Origin of the sequence: Pseudomonas sp. FG-3G (assembly GCF_901007645.1) — a bacterium.
GTDB classification, from domain to species: Bacteria; Pseudomonadota; Gammaproteobacteria; order Pseudomonadales; family Pseudomonadaceae; genus Aquipseudomonas; species Aquipseudomonas rhizophila.
The window spans coordinates 144,619-168,530 of sequence record NZ_CAAKGZ010000021.1 but is presented as its reverse complement, the minus strand read 5'-3'; the positions used below and the strand labels follow the sequence as shown (position 1 = coordinate 168,530).

Annotated in this window: 18 protein-coding genes; 6 read left to right on the top strand and 12 right to left on the bottom strand. The window is 56.2% G+C overall.

Annotated elements, in window-relative coordinates; all coding sequences use genetic code 11:
* Nucleotides 1-10: 10 nt before the first annotated feature.
* From PSEUDOMOFG3G_RS13090 to PSEUDOMOFG3G_RS13075, 4 genes are all read right to left on the bottom strand, one after another.
* Nucleotides 11-1,300 (bottom strand): amino acid ABC transporter permease, encoded by a 1,290-nt coding sequence (locus tag PSEUDOMOFG3G_RS13090; protein ID WP_139050203.1) that lies wholly within the window; start codon nt 1,298-1,300, stop codon nt 11-13.
* A 1-nt stretch (nt 1,301) separates the two neighbouring features.
* Entirely contained in the window at nt 1,302-2,552 is a 1,251-nt protein-coding gene (locus PSEUDOMOFG3G_RS13085) for an amino acid ABC transporter permease (RefSeq protein WP_139050202.1), read from the bottom strand.
* 103 nt (nt 2,553-2,655) lie between these two features.
* On the bottom strand, nt 2,656-3,675 hold the full coding sequence (locus tag PSEUDOMOFG3G_RS13080; protein WP_139050201.1) for an amino acid ABC transporter substrate-binding protein: 1,020 nt from the start codon (nt 3,673-3,675) through the stop codon (nt 2,656-2,658).
* Between the two features lie 120 nt (nt 3,676-3,795).
* Nucleotides 3,796-5,025, bottom strand: coding sequence for a MalY/PatB family protein (locus PSEUDOMOFG3G_RS13075; protein WP_139050200.1), 1,230 nt, complete (start codon nt 5,023-5,025; stop codon nt 3,796-3,798).
* A gap of 122 nt (nt 5,026-5,147) precedes the next feature.
* On the opposite strand from PSEUDOMOFG3G_RS13075, the gene PSEUDOMOFG3G_RS13070 reads away from it, so the two are divergent.
* Nucleotides 5,148-6,038 carry a LysR family transcriptional regulator gene (locus tag PSEUDOMOFG3G_RS13070; protein ID WP_139050199.1) on the top strand — a complete coding sequence of 297 codons (891 nt, stop codon included), beginning with the start codon at nt 5,148-5,150 and terminating at the stop codon, nt 6,036-6,038.
* Between the two features lie 43 nt (nt 6,039-6,081).
* On the opposite strand, the gene PSEUDOMOFG3G_RS13065 is transcribed toward PSEUDOMOFG3G_RS13070, so the two are convergent.
* Nucleotides 6,082-7,110, bottom strand: a complete 1,029-nt coding sequence (locus PSEUDOMOFG3G_RS13065) for an alcohol dehydrogenase (protein ID WP_257220752.1) — start codon at nt 7,108-7,110, stop codon at nt 6,082-6,084.
* Between the two features lie 579 nt (nt 7,111-7,689).
* On the opposite strand from PSEUDOMOFG3G_RS13065, the gene PSEUDOMOFG3G_RS13060 reads away from it, so the two are divergent.
* Complete coding sequence (locus PSEUDOMOFG3G_RS13060; protein ID WP_139050198.1) at nt 7,690-9,099, top strand: amino acid permease; 1,410 nt, start codon at nt 7,690-7,692, stop codon at nt 9,097-9,099.
* Between the two features lie 457 nt (nt 9,100-9,556).
* Here PSEUDOMOFG3G_RS13060 and PSEUDOMOFG3G_RS13055 read toward each other — a convergent pair whose 3' ends face one another.
* From PSEUDOMOFG3G_RS13055 to PSEUDOMOFG3G_RS13045, 3 genes are all read right to left on the bottom strand, one after another.
* A complete protein-coding gene (locus PSEUDOMOFG3G_RS13055) occupies nt 9,557-10,843 on the bottom strand; it encodes an FAD-binding oxidoreductase (RefSeq protein WP_139050197.1) in 1,287 nt (428 codons plus the stop codon).
* A 44-nt stretch (nt 10,844-10,887) separates the two neighbouring features.
* On the bottom strand, nt 10,888-11,196 hold the full coding sequence (locus tag PSEUDOMOFG3G_RS13050) for a hypothetical protein (protein ID WP_139050196.1): 309 nt from the start codon (nt 11,194-11,196) through the stop codon (nt 10,888-10,890).
* 115 nt (nt 11,197-11,311) lie between these two features.
* The gene (locus PSEUDOMOFG3G_RS13045) at nt 11,312-12,802 is read right to left on the bottom strand and encodes an aldehyde dehydrogenase family protein (RefSeq protein WP_139050542.1); all 1,491 of its coding nucleotides are present in this window, start codon (nt 12,800-12,802) and stop codon (nt 11,312-11,314) included.
* Nucleotides 12,803-12,945: 143 nt separating this feature from the next.
* On the opposite strand from PSEUDOMOFG3G_RS13045, the gene PSEUDOMOFG3G_RS13040 reads away from it, so the two are divergent.
* The 3 genes from PSEUDOMOFG3G_RS13040 (at nt 12,946) to PSEUDOMOFG3G_RS13030 (ending at nt 16,818) form a co-directional block, all read left to right on the top strand.
* Nucleotides 12,946-13,851 carry a LysR substrate-binding domain-containing protein gene (locus tag PSEUDOMOFG3G_RS13040; protein ID WP_139050195.1) on the top strand — a complete coding sequence of 302 codons (906 nt, stop codon included), beginning with the start codon at nt 12,946-12,948 and terminating at the stop codon, nt 13,849-13,851.
* Between the two features lie 229 nt (nt 13,852-14,080).
* Nucleotides 14,081-15,337, top strand: a complete 1,257-nt coding sequence (locus PSEUDOMOFG3G_RS13035; RefSeq protein WP_139050194.1) for an aspartate aminotransferase family protein — start codon at nt 14,081-14,083, stop codon at nt 15,335-15,337.
* Between the two features lie 80 nt (nt 15,338-15,417).
* Nucleotides 15,418-16,818, top strand: coding sequence for a VOC family protein (locus tag PSEUDOMOFG3G_RS13030; protein WP_139050193.1), 1,401 nt, complete (start codon nt 15,418-15,420; stop codon nt 16,816-16,818).
* Between the two features lie 198 nt (nt 16,819-17,016).
* Here PSEUDOMOFG3G_RS13030 and PSEUDOMOFG3G_RS13025 read toward each other — a convergent pair whose 3' ends face one another.
* On the bottom strand, nt 17,017-20,097 hold the full coding sequence (locus tag PSEUDOMOFG3G_RS13025; RefSeq protein WP_139050192.1) for an FAD-binding and (Fe-S)-binding domain-containing protein: 3,081 nt from the start codon (nt 20,095-20,097) through the stop codon (nt 17,017-17,019).
* Between the two features lie 145 nt (nt 20,098-20,242).
* Between PSEUDOMOFG3G_RS13025 and PSEUDOMOFG3G_RS13020 the strand changes: the two genes are divergently transcribed.
* Nucleotides 20,243-21,154 (top strand): LysR substrate-binding domain-containing protein, encoded by a 912-nt coding sequence (locus PSEUDOMOFG3G_RS13020; protein ID WP_171061373.1) that lies wholly within the window; start codon nt 20,243-20,245, stop codon nt 21,152-21,154.
* A gap of 21 nt (nt 21,155-21,175) precedes the next feature.
* Here PSEUDOMOFG3G_RS13020 and PSEUDOMOFG3G_RS13015 read toward each other — a convergent pair whose 3' ends face one another.
* Genes PSEUDOMOFG3G_RS13015 through PSEUDOMOFG3G_RS13005 form a run of 3 tightly spaced genes read right to left on the bottom strand, consistent with a single transcriptional unit; the run spans nt 21,176 to nt 23,909 of the window.
* Nucleotides 21,176-21,892 (bottom strand): ABC transporter ATP-binding protein, encoded by a 717-nt coding sequence (locus PSEUDOMOFG3G_RS13015; protein ID WP_139050191.1) that lies wholly within the window; start codon nt 21,890-21,892, stop codon nt 21,176-21,178.
* A 2-nt stretch (nt 21,893-21,894) separates the two neighbouring features.
* Nucleotides 21,895-22,668, bottom strand: a complete 774-nt coding sequence (locus tag PSEUDOMOFG3G_RS13010) for an ABC transporter ATP-binding protein (protein WP_139050190.1) — start codon at nt 22,666-22,668, stop codon at nt 21,895-21,897.
* Complete coding sequence (locus tag PSEUDOMOFG3G_RS13005) at nt 22,665-23,909, bottom strand: ABC transporter ATP-binding protein (protein ID WP_139050189.1); 1,245 nt, start codon at nt 23,907-23,909, stop codon at nt 22,665-22,667. Before PSEUDOMOFG3G_RS13005 ends, PSEUDOMOFG3G_RS13010 begins: the two co-directional genes overlap by 4 nt.
* Nucleotides 23,910-23,912: the final 3 nt, after the last annotated feature.

Below are 23,912 nucleotides of genomic sequence, written 5' to 3'. Positions count from 1 at the left end.
TTTTGACTCCTTAGCGGTGATCGGTTTTGAGCCTGCGCTCCAAGTGGATCGAGTAACGCGACATGCCAAAGCAGAAGAGGAAGAACACGCCGCCGATGAACAGGAACAGCTCCCAGTAGATGCCCTGCCATTGGGTGCTCGCACGAATGGCGGTGGACAGCGCGATGGGGTCAAGCAGACCGATGAACACCACCAGCGTGGTGTCCTTGAACAGGCCGATGAAGGTGCTGACGATCATCGGGATCGAGATCTTCAGGGCCTGGGGCATGATCACCAGGCGCTGCGCCTTCCAGTAGTCAAGGCCCAGGGCTTGCGCAGCCTCGGTCTGCCCGCCGGGCAACGCCGCCAGCCCGCCCCTGATCACCTCAGCCATGTATGCGGTGGAGAAGATCGTCACCATGATGATCACCCGCAGGATCAGGTCGAACGAGGTACCGGGCGGCAGGAAGTAGTTGAGCAGCAGCGAGGCGGTGAACAACAGGGTAATCAGCGGCACGCCACGGACGAACTCGATGAAGGTCACGCTCATCAGCCGGATCAGCGGCATCGACGAACGCCGGCCCAATGCGAGCAGAATGCCCAGTGGCAGGGACATGGCGATACCGCTCACCCCGACTACGAAGGACAACAGGAACCCGCCGAGATCACGGGATGAAACGGGTGTCAGCACCAGGGGGAGCACATCCTGAAGGTGCGCAGCTATCGGCCCCACGGCCCGCGCCCACCAGAGTGTCGAGACCGCCATTGCGCCGATCAGGGCAACACCAAGTCCGAAACGCCGGCCCTGGGAGAACACCCATGCAGCCATTGCCAACCCGGCATAGACCATGCCCGGCGCCCACAACGAACCACCCCAGATCAGCCAGAACGCCAGACCTGGATAAGCAACGCTGAACCAGAGCATTTTTATCGGCATGCGTTTGAACAGGATCGGCCCCAACGCGACAAACAACAGCACGAAGGCAGCCAGGGGGCGCCAGTAAGACGCCGCTGGATAGAAGCCGAACACCAACTGTGGCCAGCGTTCACGAATCACACCCCAACAGGCTCCCGGTTCGCCGGCCAGCATGCGTCGACACTCACCCAGGGAGTCGGCATTCCACACCGAATTCGCCAGCCAAGGGAACACAGCCTGTATCAGCGCTGCAATCGCCAGTAGTGCAGCGACTGTCAGCAGGCTACTCCACCAGCCGTTGAACAACCTCGAGCGCACCCAATGAACGATGCCCCCTTGCCCGGCAGGCGGCTCGGCCTGTGCCAGCAACTGCTGGCGGGTCCAGGCGATGGATTGTTGTGTCATGTCAGCGCCCCTGCAATTTCACGCGGTTGTTGTACAGATTCATGAGGCCGGAGATCACCAGACTGATGGTCAGGTAGATGATCATCATCAGCAGGATGCCCTCCAGCTCACGGCCGGTCTGGTTGATGGTGATCCCGCCCAGTGTCGAGCGCAGGTCCATGTAGCCGACCGCCAGGCCGAGGGAGGTGTGTTTGGTGATGTCCAGGTATTGCGAAGTCAGTGGTGGCACGATTACCCGCAAAGCCTGAGGCAGGATGACCAGGCGCATGGTGCGCCCCGGACGCAGGCCCAGCGCATGCGCTGCCTCGGTCTGCCCACGGCTGATGGACTGGATGCCACTGCGCACGATTTCCGCGATGAAGGCGCCGGTGTAAACGCTCAGCCCGATCCACATCGCAATCAGCGCGTTGCCCAGTTGCAGGCCGCCCTGGAAGTTGAAACCACGTAGCTGCGGATAGCCCAGGTGAAAGCCCAAGGCATACAGCAGAACCACCATCGGCAATACCAACACCGCCAGTCGCTTCCACCAGAGCACGGGGCGCTTGCCGGTGCGGCTTTGTACGCTATCGGCGTGGCGGCGCAGCTGACGATCGAGCAACAGGCAGAGGATCAACAGGCCGATGATTGCCAGAGTGTTGACAGCAGGCTGCACCACGCCGAGATTCAGTACCCCCAGGTCGTGGAAAAACAGCGGCTCGGGAACGTAGATGCCGCGGTTGGTGACGGCAATCGCCGTTTCGCTGATCCCGGCGCTTCGATAGCTGCTCGGCGTCGGCATTGCTTGCGCCATGACTGCACCGATGATCAGGATGCACAGCAGCGCAGGCACGTTGCGGAACAGCTCGATGTACCAGCCCATCAGGCGCGATACGATCCAGTTGCCCGATAGGCGCAGCACGCCGGCCAGGACCCCGATCACCGTTGCCGTCACGCAGGCCAACACAGCCAGAATCAGGGTATTGAGCAGACCGACCAGCGCTGCCCGGCCGTGGGTCATCTGACTGTCGTAGGCAATCGGTTGCTGGTTGATGTCGTAGCCGGCGGCACTCCACAGAAAGCTGAAGGAAAAGTCCTTGCCCAGTGCTGCGAGGTTGCGCACGGTGTTGTCCAGCAGCCAGGCAGCCGCGAGCATCAGACACATCAGGGCAATGATCTGGATGGTGTAGGAACGGTAACGCTTGTCATGCAGCAGCATGCCCAGCGAGAAGGACGTCTGGTCGTCCTTCTTGCGGGTCATCGTGAGGGTGGACATCGTGAATCTCTCCCATAGGGGTGGGCAGGCTGTGGCCTCTTGGATGCCATCATCCTGCCCTTTTGCGGCAAGGGTCGAACGACGCGCCGGGCGGCGCGCTGACTCAGCGGAACGGTGCGGCGTACAACAGACCGCCCTGATTCCACTGGGCGTTCAAGCCCCGCTCAAGGCCGATGGACGTGTGCTTGCCCAGGGAGTTGTCGAAGATTTCGCCATAGTTGCCACTGGCGGCGATGGCGCGGCTGGCCCACTTGTCATCCAGGCCCAGTTGCTGGCCGAAGTTGCCCTCCTTGCCCAGCAACCGATTGATTTCGGGGTTGCCCGAGCCGCTGGCCATCTGTGCAAGATTGCCGGAGGTCACGCCCAACTCTTCGGCTGCGACCAGGGCGTTGAGCGTCCAGCGCACCACATCCGCCCACTGGTCATCGCCCTGGCGCACCATGGGCCCCAGCGGCTCCTTGGAGATGAGTTCGCCGAGAACCATGTGTTCATCAGGAGCAGCGAAGCTGGCCTTGGAGGCCGCGAGCCCGGAGACATCGTTGGTGAACACGTCACAGGCACCAGCCAGATACTTCTGTTCGCCTTCGGCGGTGGAATCGATCGGCACCGGTTCGTACTTCATGCCGTGATTACGCGAGTACTCCGCCAGGTTCAGCTCATGGGTGGAGCCGGTCTGCACGCAGATCGAGGCGCCGTCCAGATCCTTGACCGACTTCGCTCCCAGCGACTTGCGCACCAGGAAACCCTGGCCATCGTAGTAGTTGATACCAGCGAAGGTCAGCTTCAGATCCACGTCGCGGGTGAAAGTCCATGAGCTGTTGCGGATCAGCAGGTCGACCTCGCCCGAGGCCAGGGCTGTAAAGCGAGTCTGGCCGGTGGTGGGTACAAAGTTGACCGCATTGGCGTCACCCAATACTGCCGCTGCGACGGCCCTGCACATCGCAACGTCCAGACCTTGCCAGGTACCCTTTGCGTCAGGGGCAGACAACCCGGTGTTGCCGGTCGACACGCCGCAGTTGAGCTTTCCACGAGCTTGCACATCTTTCAGCGTACCGGCGCTGGCGAAACCAGACACCAATGCAGCAGCAAGACAGACCAGCGGAACGAGGGGGGACTTTCTCATCATGTTCACCTTTGTTGTTGTGATGTTGTTCAAGGCGGCAGTTCAAGGCACAGGTGCAGCAAAGGGCTCGTGTTCATCGCACGAGCGCCTGTTGTCATGGATAAATCGGGGTGGAGCTGCTCAGCGTTGCTGCACCGCCCGGGTAATGCGCTGGATCGCTTCGTCGACCGTCACTCGACTGCAACCCAGGTTGGCTCGCATGAAGCCGCGGCCTTCCAGGCCGAACTTCTGGCCCTTGTCGAGCCAGACGCGTGCCTGGGTGAGCATGAACCGGTCGAGCGCTTCGGCGTCCATGCCCAGGCCGCGGCAGTCCATCCAGGCCAGGTACAACGAATCCGTCGGCACCACCTTGATCTGTGGCGTCGCGGCGTGGATGGCTTCGGCAAAGTGCGCCTGGTTGTCGCGCACGTAGCCGAGCATCTGCTCCAGCCATGGCTCGCCGTGGGTATAGGCCGCCTCGGCCGCGACCATGCCGAGGGCATTGACGTAGCGATAGAGGTTTCGATCGTATTGGCGGACCAGCTCTTCACGGATCCGCTTGTTGGGGATGAAGATGTTCGCGGTCTGCAGCCCGGGCATGTTGAAGGTCTTGCTCGGCGCGGTGCAGGTGATGCTGTTCTGGGCGAATTGCTCGCCCAGTGATGCAAACGGAATGTGCTTCTTGCGCGGATTGAGGATGATGTCCTGATGAATTTCATCCGAGAGCACCAGAACATTGTGGCGGGCACAGATCTCCCCCATCGCCCGCAGCTCCGCTTCGGACCACACATTGCCTGTAGGGTTATGCGGATGGCTCAGGATGAACAGGCGTGTGTGCGGCTGGATCGCGGCTTCGAACTTGCGTTCGTCGAAACGATAACGCTCGCCGTCGAAATCCAGCGGCGCCAGGGCCAGGCGCCGGCCGTTGATCTGCGCATCATCGTGAAAATGCACGTACACCGGCGGCTGGATCAGCACCGAATCGCCCGGCTTGGTGAACGCCTGAATGGCCGTCTTCATGGTGGTGATGATGCCGGAGGCCTGCATCAGCCAGTCACGGGACACGTCCCAGCCGAAGCGACGTCCCTGCCAACCGATCACCGCATCCACATAAGACTTACGCGGACCGCCAGCGTAGCCAAAGACGCCGAACTGCACGGCCTCGCTCAGCGCGTCAATGACTGCCTGCGGTGAACGGAAATCCATGTCCGCTACCCACATCGGCAGCGGATCGGAGGCGCATTCCTGGGGTGTAAGGAAGTTGTGGCCGTAGTCCCACTTCATGGAGTTGGTGTGCCTGCGGTCGATGACTTCATCGAAAATGCAGGTAGCTTCGTTGCTGAGCTGCGATGTGAGTACCTGGGTATTCATCGTTCTTGGTGTCCAGTGTGTTCACGAAATAAGAGGGCTTGCTTGCCTTGCAGTATTAGTAACAACATCGGATCATGAACAGAAATGGTATTACTTCATCAATCCATGAACGGGGTACATGAATGATCGACTTCCAGCACCTATCGATCCTGCGTGAGGTTTCCCGCACTGGCAGCGTGACGGCTGCCGCCGAGCGATTGAACGTCAGCCAGTCCGCCCTCTCCCACGCCATTGCCAAATTCGAGGAACGACATGGCATCAAGGTGTGGATGAAGGACGGGCGCAGCCTGCGCTTTACCCAGGCCGGCAACTACCTGCTGAGCCTTGCCGAGCGTCTGCTGCCACAGGTGGAGCATGCCCAGCGGGTGCTCTCGGATTTCGCGGATGGGCGCCGTGGTGCATTGCGCGCCGGCATGGAGTGTCATCCATGCCAGAAGTGGCTGATGGGCGTCACAGGTCCCTATCTGCGGCACTGGCCTGACGTCGACTTCGAGGTTTGCACCGCCTTTCGTTTCGATGGTGTAGCTGCGCTTACGGGCTATGAGATCGACTTGCTGATCACCCCGGACCCGATCGATCAACCGGAGCTGTTGTTCACCCCGGTATTCGATTACGAGTTGGTGCTGGTGCTGCATGAAGACCATGCGCTGGCGAACAAGCCTTGGGCCGATCCCCATGACCTGATGCAGGAAACACTGATCACCGTGCCGGTCAGCCTGGAGCGACTGGACATCTACAGCCGCTTCCTGGTGCCAGCCAATTGCCGGCCGCATCACAGGATCACGGCGGAAACCACCGAATTGATGCTACAACTGACGGCGGCCGGGCGCGGGATCAGTGTGTTGCCGGAATGGCTCCTGCAGGAGGAAGGCCTGGGCCTGCCCTTGAAGGCCCTGCGCATCGGCCCTCATGGTCTGCACAAGAGCATTCACCTGGGCGTGCGCAAGGCCGAAGCGCAGATCGACTACATTGCCGGCTTCCTCGACATCGCCCGCGAAAGGCAGCCGGCGTAGGCCGCTACTTTGTGGTCAGGTGTTGGCGGCATCGACTACCGGCTCATTCGTCGCCCATGGTCAGCACCATGCGGAACCGCACAGCACCGGACCTGACAAGCTGGTAGGCCTCCCACGCTCTTTCCAGGGGCAGGGTCTCGATCTTCGCACGTACGTCCGTCATCAGGCTGAAATCCAGGGTTTTCTCCGATTCAAAGGGTGTTCCCGTGATGGCGCCCAGGACGCTGCGCTCACCGCCGACCAATGCGCCAGGCATAATGGAAAGGGGCTCCCGGCCGACGCCGACTACCAATAGTCGCCCCTGAGGCGCTAGCGCAGATATCAGGGTAGAAACGGCCGCGCTATCGGTAATGGTCGTGAGGATCACATGGGCGCCACCCAGCGCTTTGAGACGGGCTACCGGATCCTCGAACTGGGTGTCGATGTAATGATGTGCACCCAGCCCAATTACATCATCGGCGATATCCTGCCCTCGACCGACCGCCACCACCTTGAACCCCATCCTGCGTGCGTACTGGACCGCCAGATGTCCAAGCCCGCCGATCCCCTGGACCGCTACCAAGTCACCAGCAAGGGCACCGGACTTGCGTAAGGCATTGAACGTCGCGATGCCAGCGCACAGTAATGGCGCAGCGTCGACGGCGCCAAGCGCGTCAGGAATCGCCACCAGCCCGGTGACCCTGGCAATCATCATCTGCGCGTAGCCGCCATCCTGCGAGCTGCCGATCACGGGCTGGTTCGCACACAGGTTGAAAACACCACGGCGACATTGCTCACAGCGGTTGCAGTGACCACCCAGGCGCCCTACCCCGACCCGTTGGCCAATATGCCAGAGTTCGCAAATGCCAGGACCCAGCGCGACGATCCGCCCGACCACTTCATGGCCCGGCACACGGGGATACGTCAACCCGGGTTCCAGACCTTCGATGACACCGGAATCTGCGCCACAGATGCCACAGGCCTGAACCTTAATCAGCACCTCGCCTTCTCGCGGTACGGGTGTCTCGCGTTCAACCAATTCCAGCAAACCCGGGCGGGTTACCTGCATTGCCTTATGGGTATTGGCCATCATCGCTGGTTAATCTCCATGCACGGTTTGTGTCAGTCGGGTGCTTAGCCCGGAGCCAGTCTTGATTCTGTTGAGGTGAAAAGGTTTTGACAAAGCAGCAAATGTATTCACCGGAGAAAGAAAATCTTTATCGGGCAGCGCCGGAATACCAGAAGTCCAGTCACAAAGAAGCAACTATCCGAGTACTTTTTCTCACCACATTAGGGAGTGTTCAAAGCCGTTTTCTATATCATTCCAATTTGGAATCATATAGTTCTAAATCATCGCTTGCGAGGAGGGAGCTCACAAATTAATACTACCTGTACATCGTCAATCTTCAGGAAACCCGCCCTAGGCCTCGGATCTTCTCATCAACCGCAATCAAACAAAGTATCTGTGATCGCACCTAAAACGAACGCAGACGCCTGTTAAACACAGAGCGTCTGGGCTTATTGCATCACAACAAAAACCTTGATAAAACTCCTCCTGCCGTCAAACTTCAAAACCCTTCACAAACAACAATAGCATTCTTATTCCGCAACTAAATATCAGGATCAAAACTTACAACAATCCTGTTAATACGTGCCGAATAGAGGACAGAACATGGCTTCTCCACGCAGTAAAGAGCCTCGCTCACTCCAGCATGGGTTATCTTCCCGTCAAGTCTCAATGATCTCAATCGCAGGAATTATCGGCGCTGGATTGTTCATCGGCTCATCAAATGCAATTGCAACTGCCGGGCCAGCCATTTTGATCTCGTATGGCCTTACAGGCCTTCTTGTTCTTTGCGTGATGCGTATGCTGGGGGAAATGGCGATCGCCAGCCCGGACAGTGGTTCCTTTTCCACTTACGCTGGAAGTGCGATTGGCCCATGGGCGGGCTTTACAATTGGTTGGCTTTACTGGTGGTTCTGGGTATTGATTATTCCCGTCGAAGCGATCGCTGGTGCTGACATCCTCCACGCATGGGTTCCAGCTGTCCCCTCGTGGCTGTTTGCCTTTCTCATTATGGTTACACTTTCATTTTCAAACCTGGCAAGCGTGAAAAATTTCGGTGAATTCGAGTACTGGTTTGCACTGATTAAAGTCGTCGCCATCGCAGCATTTATTATCGTTTGTGCTCTGGGTGTTAGTGGATACTGGCCGCTGGCAACAGTGTCTGGCGTAGGCCAACTTTTATCTAACGGCGGCTTCATGCCTAATGGATTTGGAGCCGTGCTTGGAGGGGTGCTCGTTACCATTTTCTCCTTTTTCGGAGCAGAAATCGTAACCATCGCAGCCGAAGAAACAGAGAACCCGAAGGATAAAATCCGCAAAGCGACAAATCTGGTAGTTTATCGAATTGCGATATTTTATATCGTCTCTATATTTTTCATCGTTTCGCTTGTAGCCTGGAATGACCCTCGCTTAACGTCTGTAGGTTCGTTTCAACGCGCACTAGAAATTCTGAATGTACCCGGCGCTAAGCTGATGGTAGATATCGTGGTTCTCGTTGCTGTTACGAGCTGCATGAACTCAGGCCTCTATACCGCCTCGCGTATGCTCTACTCATTGGGAGCACGAGGTGAAGCCCACCCGATGACGCACCGCATCTCTCGCAATGGCGTTCCAGCTGTGGCGGTCATACTCTCTACGCTCGCAGGTTTTGTTGGATGCATTGTTAACTACGCTTTACCTGGCAAAGTCTTTGGTTTTTTGCTTTCCACTACCGGAGCTATTGCCCTCCTTGTGTATCTTGTAATAGCCATTTCGCAACTGAGAATGAGAGCCATATTGGAGAAAGACGGAAACCCTCCGGAATTCAAGATGTGGCTATTCCCGTGGTTAACTTGGTTTGTCATTGCAGCGATCACGTCGGTATTAGGCTACATGCTAGTGAGTGAGCACTACAGATATGAAACCTTGATGACAGCTTTCGTTGCTGGAACAATACTACTGATGGGAACATTGCGTCGAACGCCTAGCGCAACCGCCTATTATCAGCAACAAGCTCTCAATAGAAAAACCAAGTAGAAATATCAAATCGAGCTCAATAGCCCATGTTAAATCATGGGCTTTCTCATTTCTGATGAATGCCATTATCCGCCTCTGCACATCCATTGCCGTTTAAATAGATTGCGGATTACGTCTAGAATCATTAATGCTTATCGGCAACTGGAGCAGCGCAGGGCTATTTAATTGATTTACCGCAACTCACCTTCTTTAAAGCAATGCAATCCTTGCCTATAGTTTCTTCTATGTTTCGAAGGCCGTGAGACTCAAATAAGCAGCCACTCACCAAGCTTTCGATTACATACAGCTGCGCTGGTCGGCGACCCCCCCCCCAAAAAAAACCATCGGTGATTACTCAACGATGGGGATTTGCGCTCCTCTTATCCATGCGACGATCAGACTGGGGGCTCATTCAAATCGCATCCATTACCGAACTCACGATCAAGTACGGTAATGGCGCTCTAAATAAAACTTATTTTTACAGAATCACTCGCAAACATTGGCCTGCATGGTAAAGAGAGAAACCACTCTCATAAAACGCACTTCTTAACCCAGCGCTGGAAATCGGCTTCATTATTGAAAAAGGAATCGGCAAATTGTCCGGCACATCATAGATCAAATAATCCGCCAGCGCCTTGCCAACAACTGTCCCAGTGGTATTGCCTCGACCGTTATAACCAGTGACCGCTACTACGCCAGGTGCTGGCTCAAACAAACGCATCAAGTGGTCAGGAGTAAAGTCGATACACCCAGTCCAGTGCATTTCCCAATCGATCTTCCCCAGCTTAGGAAAATAGTGAGCTTGAATCCTGTCAGCCCAACTTTTAATGAACCACGCGGGTTTGTTATCTGTGCGCCCCATGCTGCCAAGCAACAGGCGACCTTCAGCATCCCGGCGGATACTGCTCAATACCAAGCGAGTATCCCAAGAACCTTGACCATACTTCAAAACGTTGTCAGCTTCGGTACCCACGAGAGGTTTAGACGCCACCTGATAGTAATAACCACGGAAATAGTTTTTCTGTAGTTCAGACCAATCGCCTTCGGTGTACGCTCCGGTGGATATTACGACCTTGTCTGAAGCAACGGAGCCACCTGCAGTTTTAACCAGCCACCCACTGCCCTGCTTCTCCAACTGAGTAACCGCAGAGTTTTCGAATAATTGACCACCCAGGCGTCGTACAGCTTCTGCCAACCCAGTGGTATAGCCCATCGGATTGATTGTCCCAGCCCGACGATCCAGCAAAGCCGCAGAAATCTTGTCCGTGCCGCAATACTCCTGGCATCGGGCTCCAGTCAGCAGTTCAACATTCGCCCCTCGACGCTTCCACTGATCGTGGCGACTTTGCAGGTCAGCGGCACCTGAAGCGTTGTGGGCCATATGAAGGGTGCCATCGTTACGCGCCTGGCAATCGATTCCTAGCCTGTCGATGGTGGCGAAGACCAGAGCAGGTGCTTCTCCAAGAACCTTGTTAAGTTGAGTCCCCACCTTTGTCCCTAACGTTGCTTCTACGTCATCTGGCGGGATCCAGGTACCGGCATTGACCAGTCCAACGTTGCGCCCAGAGCCACCGTGACCAACCTGATGAGCCTCCAGTACGGCAACGCTCTTGCCTTTTTCGAGCAAGTTCAACGCAGCCGAAAGCCCGGTAATGCCACCACCAATAACGCAGACATCAACTTTGATACTGTTGGTCAGTGCAATAGGCGATGCCTGTGTAGGCGTGACATGCTCCCAAAGACACTCTCGACGTAACTCAACCATACAATCAACCTCACTACCGCAGTCTCGCAGTGGAACACATTTGTTTATAGAACCAGGGGTTCAGGAAGGGTGAATTCATTCGGCTCGCCCTGAGCCTGAGGCTTGGCTTTGAAAGCGCTGTCCACAATTGGATTCGAGGGCTCAGAGAGAGGAGACTTTAGCGCCAGGATGAGCATTCGAACGACGCTCATGGATGTGACGGCCGCAAGCATCATGCCCATCCCGGGTGGACTCTGCGGCGCCAAAATTCCAGAAATAGACAACTGCATCATCAAACCAAAAATGGTCGCCAATACCAGAGCGTTTGCCATCCAGAAAGGAGCATTCGCCTTCGTCACTTTTTGAGTGTCCAAAGTCTAGCCTCTCTAACAAATGGGGTGGCAAAGCTCATAGCATCCGCTGGCGAATGTTTTGGCTCCTGAAGATTGAACCCCCTGCCCTGATATTCAGTGCAGAGGGTTATCTTGATCAATCGAAGACGATTCCTTGAGCCAGGGGCAGCTCGCGGGAATAGTTGATCGTGTTGGTCTGACGACGCATGTAGGCTTTCCAGGAGTCCGATCCTGACTCACGTCCACCTCCGGTTTCTTTCTCACCACCGAATGCACCGCCGATCTCGGCGCCGCTGGTGCCGATGTTGACGTTAGCGATACCGCAGTCACTACCAGAGGCACTTTGGAAACGCTCGGCTTCGCGTACATCCAATGTGAAAATGCAGGACGAAAGACCTTGAGGCACTTCGTTGTTCAAACGCAGCGCTTCTTCAAACTCGTCGTACACCAACACATACAGAATCGGTGCGAAAGTTTCGTGTCGAACGACGTCAGACTGACTTGGCATTTCTACTATGGCCGGCGCTACGTAATAGGCATTCGGATACTGATCCTGCAGCTTGCGTTCACCACCAGAAACCTCACCGCCCTCGTCACGCGCTTGGGCCAGAGCACCTTGCATCGATTCAAATGCCTGCTTATCAATCAGCGGCCCGATCAGATTGTCTTTACGTGGATCACCGATGCGCACCCCGGCGTAAGCAGCTTTCACTCGAGCGACAACTTCATCTTTGATCGAGCGGTGCACAATCAAACGGCGCAGAGAAGTACAGCGTTGGCCAGCGGTACCCACCGCACTGAACAAGATGCCACGCACGGCCAGATCGAGATCAGCACTAGGCGCCAGGATCATAGCGTTATTGCCGCCGAGTTCGAGGATGCAACGACCGAAGCGAGCCGCTACTCGCGGACCAACTTCGCGGCCCATGCGGGTGCTGCCGGTAGCACTGATCAGAGGGATGCGCGTATCATCGACAAGCACTTCACCCGCCTCGCGATCACCAATGATCAGTTGGCTGAGACCTTCCGGAGCCTGACCAAAAATCTTCAGTGCCTGTTCGAACAGTGCCTGACAGGCCAAGGCAGTCAGAGGCGTTTTTTCGGATGGTTTCCAAAGTACAGAGTTGCCGCAAACCAGGGCCAAGGTAGTGTTCCAAGCCCATACCGCAGCAGGGAAGTTGAACGCGCTGATCACGCCGACAATGCCGAGCGGCTGCCACGTTTCACGCATATGGTGACCCGAACGCTCAGACGCGATAGTCAAACCGTACAACTGGCGAGAGAGGCCGACTGCGAAGTCGCAGATGTCGATCATTTCCTGAACTTCGCCCAGACCTTCCTGGAGGATCTTGCCGGTTTCCACCGATACCAATTCGCCAAGCTGCTCTTTGTTTTTGCGCAAAACCTCGCCGAACACACGAACCAGCTCACCACGACGTGGCGCCGGCACATCACGCCAGGCCAGGAAGGCTTGGTGTGCTAGATCGATCTTGTTAGCAACGACAGCTTTGCTCTCCAAAGTGACGGAGGCGACTTGACTACCATCGATTGGTGTATGAACGGCATAGCCGCCATTCGTGAATGCTGCCTCGGAAACGCCAAGACCTTTAAGCAGTCCATCAACCATTTTTCTCTCCTGCAACTGATGGTGGTCGAAATTATTGATCTGGGTCAGTATTAATCCGAACCGTCCGCTCAACAAACGACGTTTGCTCAGCACATCATTCCCTGAGCTAATGAAGTTGATTTTTCCACCAGATAGAGAGAGATATGTCCAAACGTCTTACTCCCTCCATGGCAGCCTTACAGTGTTTCGAAGCTGCAGCGCGTCATTTGAGCTTTACTCGTGCGGCTGAAGAGCTGCACCTGACCCAAAGCGCGGTCAGCAAACAGGTTGCTCAGTTGGAGGAAATGCTCAGACACCACCTCTTTCATCGAGTACGCCGGCGCCTGCAGCTGACACCTGCTGGCGAGCTTTACCTTGCAGAGGTCGATAAAATATTGACCCAAGTTGATATGTCGAGCCGGTACATTCTTTCCTACGGAGGGGAAACCGAAGTGCTGCGAGTGGCCACTCAACCTACTTTTGGCGCACGCTGGCTAATACCGAATCTGAACGGTTTCGGTAAGCGCTTTCCCAATATCCACTTGGAAATACGTAGTGAATTGGAGCCCTTCGATCTGCTTAAAGCGAAGGCAGATGTAGCCTTTTTCTTTGGGCAGGGCTCGTGGCCCGGAGCGGTCTGCACCAAGCTTTTTGGAGAGGATGTTGTTCCCGTTTGCTCACCGCAAACGCTTGCCAATAAATCAATCAAAGGCGCGGCCGACCTGACTGACCTGGTCTTGCTGCAATGCACATCTCGACCTGAAGCCTGGCACGAATGGTTTCTTGAGCAGGATCTGCATACAGAGAACAGCTATCACGGACCTCGCTTCGACACTTTTTACATGTGCATTCAGGCAGCTCAAGCTGGCTGTGGAGTGGCACTGGTTCCCCAATTTCTCGTGACTGACGAGATCGCGGAGAAAAAATTGGTCATTGCCTGGGACTTCTCTGTCCGTAGCTCAGGATCACATTTCATGGCCTATTCAGAGCATGCTGCTGACATCCCGAAGGTACGTAATTTTGTCGAATGGGTACTGGTGCAGGCGAAGTTGGGAAACCAGCAATACTGAGCAATCAATAGCTCAAGGAATGACCCCGTAATTTCTTTTCGCTTGTCGTCACCCGGTGATCCTCGCTTTCATAGAAAAAAGCCTATGCAGTCAGGACCACCAAAATGCCAATGTTTGCCTCACAAAATTGCCAATGGACGACACCCATAAGCCGGGAAGTTTTCGTCTCGCCATACGACAAAAAATGGAACGGAAATCTGTCAGCTCTGGTTAAGGAGAACGTGCTGTCATGACAACGTCCTCCATCAGCGAATCCATCGCAATTGTCCATCCGATCACATTGAGCCACGGCATCAATGCACAGGTGTGGGACACAGACGGTAGGCGTTATATCGACTTCGTAGGCGGAATTGGCGTTCTGAATTTGGGTCATTGCAACCCACGGATTGTCGAGGCGGTGTGCAAGCAAGCTTCGCGCCTCACCCATTACGCATTCAATGCCGTGCCTCACGAACCCTACAAACAGTTCATGGATCGCCTGGCCAAGTTCATCCCCGTGTCCTATCCGGTCAGCGGCATGTTGACCAACAGTGGCGCGGAAGCGGCAGAGAATGCGCTGAAAATTGTGCGTGCAGTCACTGGTCGAACTGCCGTTATCGCATTCGATGGCGGCTTTCATGGTCGTACCTTGGCGACCTTGAATTTGAATGGGAAAGTTGCCCCGTACAAGCAGCGTGTCGGCACTTTGCCGGGCCCCGTTTATCACCTGCCCTACCCGAGTGAAGATACCGGGGTAACGACGCAGGAAGCACTCAAGGCGATGGATCGGCTGTTCAGCGTCGAGATCGACGCCAATGACATCGCCTGCTTCATTCTTGAGCCAGTGCAAGGTGAAGGCGGATTTCTTGCTCTCGATCCTCAGTTCGCACAGGCACTGCGTAAGTTTTGCGACGAGAAAGGCATCCTGTTAGTTATTGATGAAATTCAGTCTGGATTCGGTCGTACCGGCCAACGCTTCGCCTTCACACAACTAGGTATCGAACCCGACTTGATGCTGCTAGGCAAAAGCATTGCCGGCGGTTTGCCGCTGGGAGCTGTAGTCGGTAAAAAAGAACTGCTGGACACCCTGCCGAAAGGCGGTTTGGGTGGGACTTACTCCGGCAACCCTATTGCTTGTGCTGCGGCGCTTGCCACGCTGGACGAGATGACAGATTCGAACCTTTCGGCTTGGGGTGAGAACCAGGAAAAAGCCATCGTAAGTCGGTATCAGGCCTGGCAGCAGAAGAAGCTCTCTCCTTATCTCGGAAAATTGACCGGAGTAGGTGCAATGAGAGGCATTGAGCTAATAACGCCTGAAGGAGCGCCAGCTACCGCGGTGTTGGCACAGCTTCTTGTGAGCGCCAGACAGAACGGTCTGCTTTTGATGCCGAGCGGAAAATCACGCCACATCATCCGACTGCTCCCACCATTGACTATCGAACCCGACATCCTGGAAGAAGGTCTCGATATTTTCGAAAGCTGCCTGGCTGGAATCACTAAAACCTGATTACCCAGATTGCTGCAGAAGTCATTTTTTAAGATCAATCGCCCACGTAACACGTAGATATCTTGCAAGGAGTTCCTCTGATGAACACCCCAAGTTTCGTCGACCCTGACGAAATTCGTACGCAGTTTTCCCGTGCCATGTCCGAGATGTACAAGGATGAGGTACCGCTTTACGGAACGCTCATGCAGCTTGTCGCAGAAATCAACCAAACAGTGTTGGAGTCTAACAAGGCTGTTTCAGATCATCTGGAGCGGACAGGAGAAGTTGAGCGATTAGACATGGAGCGCCATGGGGCTATCCGCGTTGGCACTCCCGAAGAGCTTGCAACTATCGCACGACTCTTTGCCGTGATGGGCATGCAGCCAGTCGGCTATTACGACCTCACCCCAGCGGGCGTACCCGTGCACTCGACCGCATTTCGCGCGGTGCACGAAGACTCATTGCAAGTTAGCCCGTTCCGAGTATTCACGTCGTTACTGCGCCTGGAATTGATTGAGAACGAAGAGCTGCGAAAGCTGGTGCAGGCAATCCTGAGTCAACGTCAGATTTTCACACCCAACGCTTTGGCCCTGATCAAGAAACACGAATCCAATGGAGGTCTCGATCCAAAAGATGCCAAGGATTTCATTCATGAAGCGCTGGAAACTTTCCGCTGGCATCACGACGCAACGGTTACTGCAAAGGAATATCAGCGCCTGCATGATCAACACCGGTTAATCGCTGACGTTGTTGCTTTCAAAGGTCCGCATATCAACCACCTCACCCCCCGGACTCTGGACATAGATATGATCCAGGACGGCATGCCACAAAAAGGTATTACGCCGAAGGCAGTTATCGAAGGGCCGCCACGTCGCAACTGCCCAATCCTACTGCGCCAGACGAGCTTCAAGGCACTCCAGGAAACCGTAGCCTTCACTGACCAGAACAACAGTGCAACAGGTAGCCATACAGCTCGTTTTGGGGAGATCGAACAGCGTGGTGCAGCACTCACGCCAAAAGGCCGAGCGCTGTATGACACTTTGCTGAACGCCGCGCGAGCAGAGTTGGGTGAGTACCCATCCGAATCCAACGCTGAAAAATACAACGAGCTGTTGCAAAAGCACTTCGTGGATTTTCCAGACACCTACGCTGAGCTGCACGACAAAGGACTTGCCTACTTCCGCTATTTTCCGACACAAAAAGGAATCGCTTCGAGGAGCAACAGCTACCGTCCAAGCTCACGTCAGGAGCTTATTGCCCAAGGCTATATCCAGTATGAGCCCCTCGTCTACGAAGACTTCTTACCAGTGAGCGCGGCGGGAATCTTTCAGTCGAATCTGGGGGATGATTCACAAAGCCACTTTGCAGGCAGCTCTAATCAAGACGAGTTCGAAAAAGCATTGGGTCAAAAAGTCACCAATGAGCTCAAACTCTACGCTGACACACAACGCCGCTCTTTGCTGGAATGCTCAACCGTTCTAGTGCTTCCTCCCCTCGTCTAAAATTTGCTTAAAAACGGCAAACGTTAGTTTGCCGTTGCCGCAACCATCGAACGAATCAGCTCCTACCAGAAAATGGACTGGCCACCTTTTGGCGTCTCACCATTGGGCTTTCGAAATAGCCCAAGTCTACAAATGCCTCTATGCATTCACACCCTTTCCCAAGATTCCTACTTACGAACCATCAGGCCATGCGAGCTCTCAAGCTCGCTCGCATGCGTCTTCCCGATGTTCGTACGCGACAGTACCGCTTTCGCGAAGTTGACCCAGGAGCGCCTGGAGGGGATGAAGCACCACTTCGCCCGCCTGGCGCTTCACTTGGCTACGGCATGAATAACCATCGGCAATCAGCCTGCCACTGGCGTGAAAGCGCTCTACCAGCGGCTGCCAGGATTGCGAATAGATGACCTGCGAGGTCTTCACGTTTCGGGTTTCATGCCCGTACGTACCGGACATACCGCAGCAGCCGCTCGCCAGGACTTGCAGCGTCAGGCCAAAACCCTCGAACACCTTTTTCCAGAGCTCGATACTGGCCGGCTCATTGGTGCGCTCGGTGCAATGCGGCAGAAAATGGAAAACCTGTGCCCCGCCCCGCTTCTGCGGCGCTGGGAGTGCAGTCACTAGCCATTCCTGAGCCAGTGCGACTTGAGGGGCCGCATCTCGCTCCAGCGTCTTGGCGTACTCCTGCCGGTAGACGAGGGTCATTGCCGGGTCTAGACCCACCAGCGGGATGCCAAACTCCTGAAGTGCCTTCAAACCTTTAGCGTTATGAGCCGCTGTCTTATTGAACGCACCGAGGAAGCCCTGAACCTGTAGCGGCTTGCCATTCGGGGAAAACGGCGCGAGGTAGATCTGGTAGCCAAGTCGGGCGATCAGCTCTATCCATTCGGCGGCGACCGGTGTTTCGAAGTAGCGGGTAAAAGCATCCTGAACAATGATGACGCTGCGTTGACGTTGCTCGTCAGTCAACTTTGAAAGCTTGTGAGCCGTCGCGATTTCTACGTTCCAGAGGGCGCACACTTTATGGAAGTCCATCAGGCTCAGCAGTGGGCTGTCGACCATTCCAACAACGTGCTCAAGCATGAATTTTACCGGTCGGGCACGCATCATGGCGTTGTACAGCCTGGGAAAACGGGCAATGTAGGGAATGCTGTATTCCAGCGAGCCGATCACATAGTCCTTGAGCGGTCGCATGTAGCGGCTGTGGTAACGCTCGAGGAAACGCGCCCGGAAATCCGGGACATTGACCTTGACCGGGCACTGTCCAGCGCAGGACTTGCACGCCAGGCAACCTGCCATTGCGTCATAAACTTCGTGGGAGAAATCTTTCTGCCCGAGCCATTTGCCGACAGTGTTTCGTGCCTTGGCGGCCACCCCGCCGAGGGTAAAGGGGGCGGAGTCGCCAAGAATGTCGGCGCCACGGGCCCCTTGCAGCCGCAGCCATTCGCGAATAAGGGATGCACGCCCCTTGGGTGAATGAATACGGTTACGTGTGGCCTTCCACGAGGGGCACATCGCATCGTCGGGATCAAAGTTGTAGCAGGCACCGTTGCCGTTGCATTGAACAGCGGCTTGATAGTTTTGCCATACACCTTCGTTGATCTGCCGATCGAAATCCCCTCGTAACTGGACTTCGTCGACTTTGGTCAACCTGGCATCAGGGACGTGCAAGGGTGTCGCGATCTTGCCAGGATTAAGCTGATTGAACGGATCGAACGCAGCCTTGATCGCCTGCAGCGACGGGTACAGGGCACCGAAGTAACCCGGGGCGTACTCCGAGCGCAGCCCCTTGCCATGTTCCCCCCAGAGCAACCCTCCATACTTTTGCGTAAGCGTGGCAACTGCGTTGGAAATCGGGCGAATAACGGCTGCCTGTGCTGGATCCTTCATGTCCAGGATCGGCCTGACGTGCAGCACGCCGGCATCCACGTGGCCGAACATGCCGTACTCAAGGTGCTTGGCATCGAGCAGCGCCCTAAACTCGGCGATGAAATCTGCCAGGTTTTCCGGTGGCACAGCAGTATCTTCAACAAAGGGTTGAGGCCGGGCCTCTCCCTCAACATTACCCAAAAGTCCCACGGATTTTTTACGCATGGTGTAGACGCGCTTCACCGCTTCACTGCCGATGGTCAGCGTATGCCCTAGTCGTTCCACTGTTTGATCTGTTTTCAGGTGTTCGATGAAGTCGTGGACGCGCTGTTCCAGAGCCGCTAGGTCATCACCGCTGAACTCGATGAGGTTGATGCCTAGGGTCTGCCGGCCCGGGACGGCGGGAAAGTACTCGGCGACGCCGTGCCACACAATGTCTTGCATCGCCAGCATCAGCACTTTGGAGTCCACCGTTTCGATGGACAACGGCTTGAGGGCCATCAGCGCCTTGGCATCGCGCAACGCATCCATGAAGCCGGCGTATTGCACGTTGACCAGGATGCTGTGACGCGGAATCGGCAGAACGTTGAGTTTGGCCTCGACAATAAACCCCAAAGACCCCTCGGAGCCGCACAGAATGCTGTTGAGATTGAAGCGCCCGTCCTCTTCACGCAGGTGTGCGAGGTCGTAGCCGGTCAGGCAGCGATTGAGTTTTGGGAAGGTCTCCCGAATCAACTGAGCTTGCTGATCGGCGATGTCCCGGGAGCAGCGATACACACTGCCGATGACGTCCTGCCGGATGGCTTGCCGGTCGGTTTGCTCGGTGTCCAGTGGCTGGCTATCGAGCCGTTGACCACCCAGCAGAACCGTGGAAAGCGCCAGCACATGGTCGCGCGTTTTGCCGTAGGTGCAACTGCCCTGCCCGCTGGCGTCAGTGTTGATCATGCCGCCGACGGTGGCCCTGTTCGAGGTGGACAATTCGGGGGCGAAGAACAAGCCATGGGGCTTCAGCGCGGCGTTCAGTTGATCCTTGACGACACCGCTCTGAACCCGGACCCAACGCTCTTCAACATTGATTTCGAGAATCCCGTTCAGGTGCCTGGAGAGGTCGACCACCAAACCATCGGTGAGCGATTGACCGTTGGTGCCAGTGCCGCCGCCACGAGGGGTGAGGACCACCGATCGAAATTCCGGGTGCGCAGCAAGTTTCGCCATGCACTCGACGTCCGCGTAATCCCTGGGAAACACCGCCGCCTGAGGGAGGCGTTGGTAGATCGAGTTATCGGTCGCCAACACCGTCCGGGAGCCATAGTCGCGGGCGATCTCCCCCTTGAAGCCTTCAGCGCCCAGCTGGCTCAGGAAACGTTCGTAACGATCAGTCTGACCGTGTTCAGGGATAAGGCGCGCAATCATTCGTGTGGTTCCTGCAGGCTAATTCTTTTTTACATTCGCTTAACGTATGAGTCGGCGTTGGGGCAAAATGCATGTAGCCCTATTATTTGAAGATGACACTCCTGAGACAAACGTAAAACTCGCAGTGTTTGCATGAGGTTTATGAATGAACCCTAGACGCCTTACACCCTCGATGTCGGTGCTCGTGGCCTTCGAGGCGGCGGCCAGGCATGGCAGCTTCACCAAGGCGGCGGATGAGCTGTTGTTGACGCAAAGCGCGGTCAGCCGCCAGGTTCAGTCGCTGGAGTCGTTGCTGGGTGTCGATCTTTTTCATCGCGATGGCCGGCGTATCGAGCTGACCGCCGCCGGCGCGCTGTACCAGCATGAACTTGCAGCGGCGCTGGGCCGCATTCGCAGCGCCACACTCAATACAATCGCCTTCAGCGCTCAAGGCGGGACCTTGAATCTGGCAGTGCTGCCCACCTTCGGCTCCAAGTGGCTGTTGCCACGGATGAATGACTTCTACACCAAGCACCCGGATATCGTCGTGCATATCCATTCCAGAATCATGCAGGCGGACCTGGCCAGTGTCGTCGGAGAAATGAACGCAATCATCTGTGCCGGTTCAGGGTCATGGCCGGGATTCATCTCCCACAAATTGCTGACTGAGCAACTGATCGTCGTGGCCAGCCCTTCGGCACTGCCCGAATACCGCTCGATCACCCCGGCGGACCTGGCCGCCAGTCACTCGTTACTTAATGTCGTCTCTCGACCCAGCGCGTGGTCCGACTGGTTTGAGTGCAACGGTCTGGATCATCGTCTGATGCGCCTGGGCCCGAGCTTCGAGCTCACCAGTCACCTGATTCAGGCGGTGGCGGCCGGTATCGGCATTGGACTGGTGCCGCGGGTGCTGGTGCAGGATGAGCTCAAGGCGGGCGCATTGGTCGCGCTGTTCAACCCGATGGAAAGCGGCAGGAACTACTATCTGGCGTATGCCAATCGATACCAGAACCTGCCGTCATTGATGGCCTTCAGTGAGTGGTTGTTGGGGCTGTCGTTTCCAGAGGGCTCGGTCTAAAAACGCATTCTGGAGCCCGCATTACTCGCCGAGATAGGCTTTCTGCACCTGTTCGTTGTGTAGCAATTCTTCCGCCTGCCCTTCCAGTGCAATACGTCCGCCATCGATCACATACGCACGCTGGCAGGTCTGAAGCGCCAGCTTGGCGTTCTGCTCCACCAGCAACAGCGTAACCCCGCCCTTCACCACCTCACGAATGGTCTCGAAAATTTTCTGCACGATGATGGGCGCGAGTCCCATGGAAGGTTCGTCGAGCAGCAGTAGTTTGGGTTTACCCATCAAGGCCCTGGAAATCGCCAGCATTTGCTGCTCGCCACCGGACATGGTGCCAGCCAGCTGGAACGCCCGCTCCTTGAGCCGGGGAAAGATGCCGAACATGCGCTCGATATCGGCTTCGATGGCGGTCTTGCCATCGGTTCGCGAAAAAGCGCCCATTTCAAGATTTTCGTAAACCGTCAGCTTGGGGAAAATTCCCCGCCCTTCGGGTACAAGCGCGAGGCCTTCGCGGATCAGGTCGAAGCTCTTGATCTTCGAATGGGCTTTTCCATCAAAGGTAATTTGCCCTGCGGTCGGCGTCAGCAGCCCGGCCAGCGTCTTGAGCGTCGTGGTCTTGCCGGCACCGTTGGCCCCGATCAGGGCGACCATCTCACCCTCGCCCACATGAAAGTCCAGCCCCTTGATGGCTTGAATGGCGCCATAGGAAACCTTGAGATCGCTTACCTGAAGAATATTTTTCATGCTCAAGCCACCGTCTCAGTGCCCAGATAAGCCTCGATCACCCGAGGATCTTTTTGTACCTGCGCAGGCAGGCCGTCAGCGATTTTTTTACCGAACTCCAGAACCGTGACGTGATCGCACAGGCCCATCACCAGCTTCACATCGTGCTCGATCAACAACACGGTCTTGCCATCGGCTTTCATCTTGCACATCAGCTGACGCAAGCCTTCGGTTTCCGAGGCATTCATGCCGGCCGCCGGCTCATCGAGAGCGACCAGCAACGGTTCGGTCGCCAAGGCCCGGGCAATCTCCAAACGACGCTGGTCACCGTAGGAAAGGTTCTTGGCCAGCTCGCCAGCGAAACGCCCGATACCGACGTAGTCGAGCCAGTAGCGTGCAGCTTCATGGATCTCGCGCTCCTCCTGGACACAACGACGGGTGCGCAAGATAGCGCCGAACACACCGCTTTTCGTCCGCACATGCCGCCCGATCATGACGTTCTCCAGCGCCGTCATGTTGTGAAACAGGCGTATGTTCTGGAAGGTTCGGGAGATGCCGGCCTCTACCACTTTGTGGGGCTTGCTGATGCGCAGCGGCTTGCCGTTAAACTCAACCCAGCCTTCCTCGGCGCGGTACAGGCCGGTCAAGACGTTGAACAGCGTGGTCTTGCCCGCACCGTTCGGCCCCAGCAGGCCGCGGATTTCACCGCGCTTGATGCTCAGATCGATGCCATGCAGCGCTTGCAGCCCACCAAAAAACTTGCTGACTTTGCGAAGTTCCAGCAGTACGTCGCTCATACCTTATTCACCTCTTTGAGCCTGAACTCGGCTGTCGCGGACTCCAGACGTTCTACGCTGCTATCCAACGCGGGGGGCGGAACCAATGGTTCGCTTTCCTCTTCACGCAACTCGGCACGGCGGCGGCTCGAAGGCCACAGCCCTTCCGGGCGGAAGCGCATGACCAGGATCAATGCCAGACCGAACACCAGCATCCGCAGCGTCGAGGCATCAAGGATGTTGCGCAGCACTTCGCGGCTGATGAAGGTCACGTTGTCCATTACAAACGGCTGCACCCAGTTGACCAGGTCGCGGAACATCTCGGGCATGATCGACAGGATCAACGCGCCCAGCACCACGCCGCGGATCGAGCCCATACCGCCCAGAACCACCATCGCCAGGACCATGATGGACTCCATCAAAGTGAAGGACTCCGGGCTGACAAAACCCTGATAGGCAGAAAACAAGGCGCCAGACACGCCACCAAAGGTCGCGCCCATGGCAAAGGCCAGCAACTTGAGGTTGCGCTTGTTCAGGCCCATGGCCTCGGCGGCCACTTCGTCTTCACGCAACGCCATCCAGGCACGTCCGATGCGCGACACTTCCAGGCGCTTGGACAGGATGATCGCTAGGATGACTACTCCGAGGAAGAACAGGTAGTAGCTGATGACGGGTGAAACCTGCAGTCCGAACAGACTCCACTTGGTCTGCAACGACAGGATCGCCTGTGGTGCCTGCCCACTCGCGTAGCTCCACGCACCGCCGTCGATGTGCAAGGGGGCGATGCCGGAAATCCCCTGCGGACCGTTGGTGATATTCACCGGCTGGTCGAGGTTGTTCATGAAGATCCGGATGATTTCGCCGAAGCCCAGTGTGACGATGGCCAGATAGTCACCGCGCAACTTGAGCACCGGCGCTCCGATCAGCACACCGCAGATTGCGGCAATCACGGCAGACAAAGGGATGATGATCCACAACGGCCAGTTCAATATCCCTTCCGCCAATCCCGCCATGTTCAAATGCGGTGAAGAGAGCAACGCATACAGGTAGGCGCCAATGGCATAAAAGCCGATGTAGCCCATGTCCAGCAGGCCGGCGTAGCCGATCACGATATTCAACCCCAGCGCCAACAGCACATAGAGCATGGCGAAGCCGAGGATGCGTACCCAGGTCGGACCGAGGAAAGGAATGGCCTCAACCACGAATGGCAGAGCGACGAAAGCCAGAGCGAGGAGCGCGTATTGAACGTAATTATTTTTCATGGC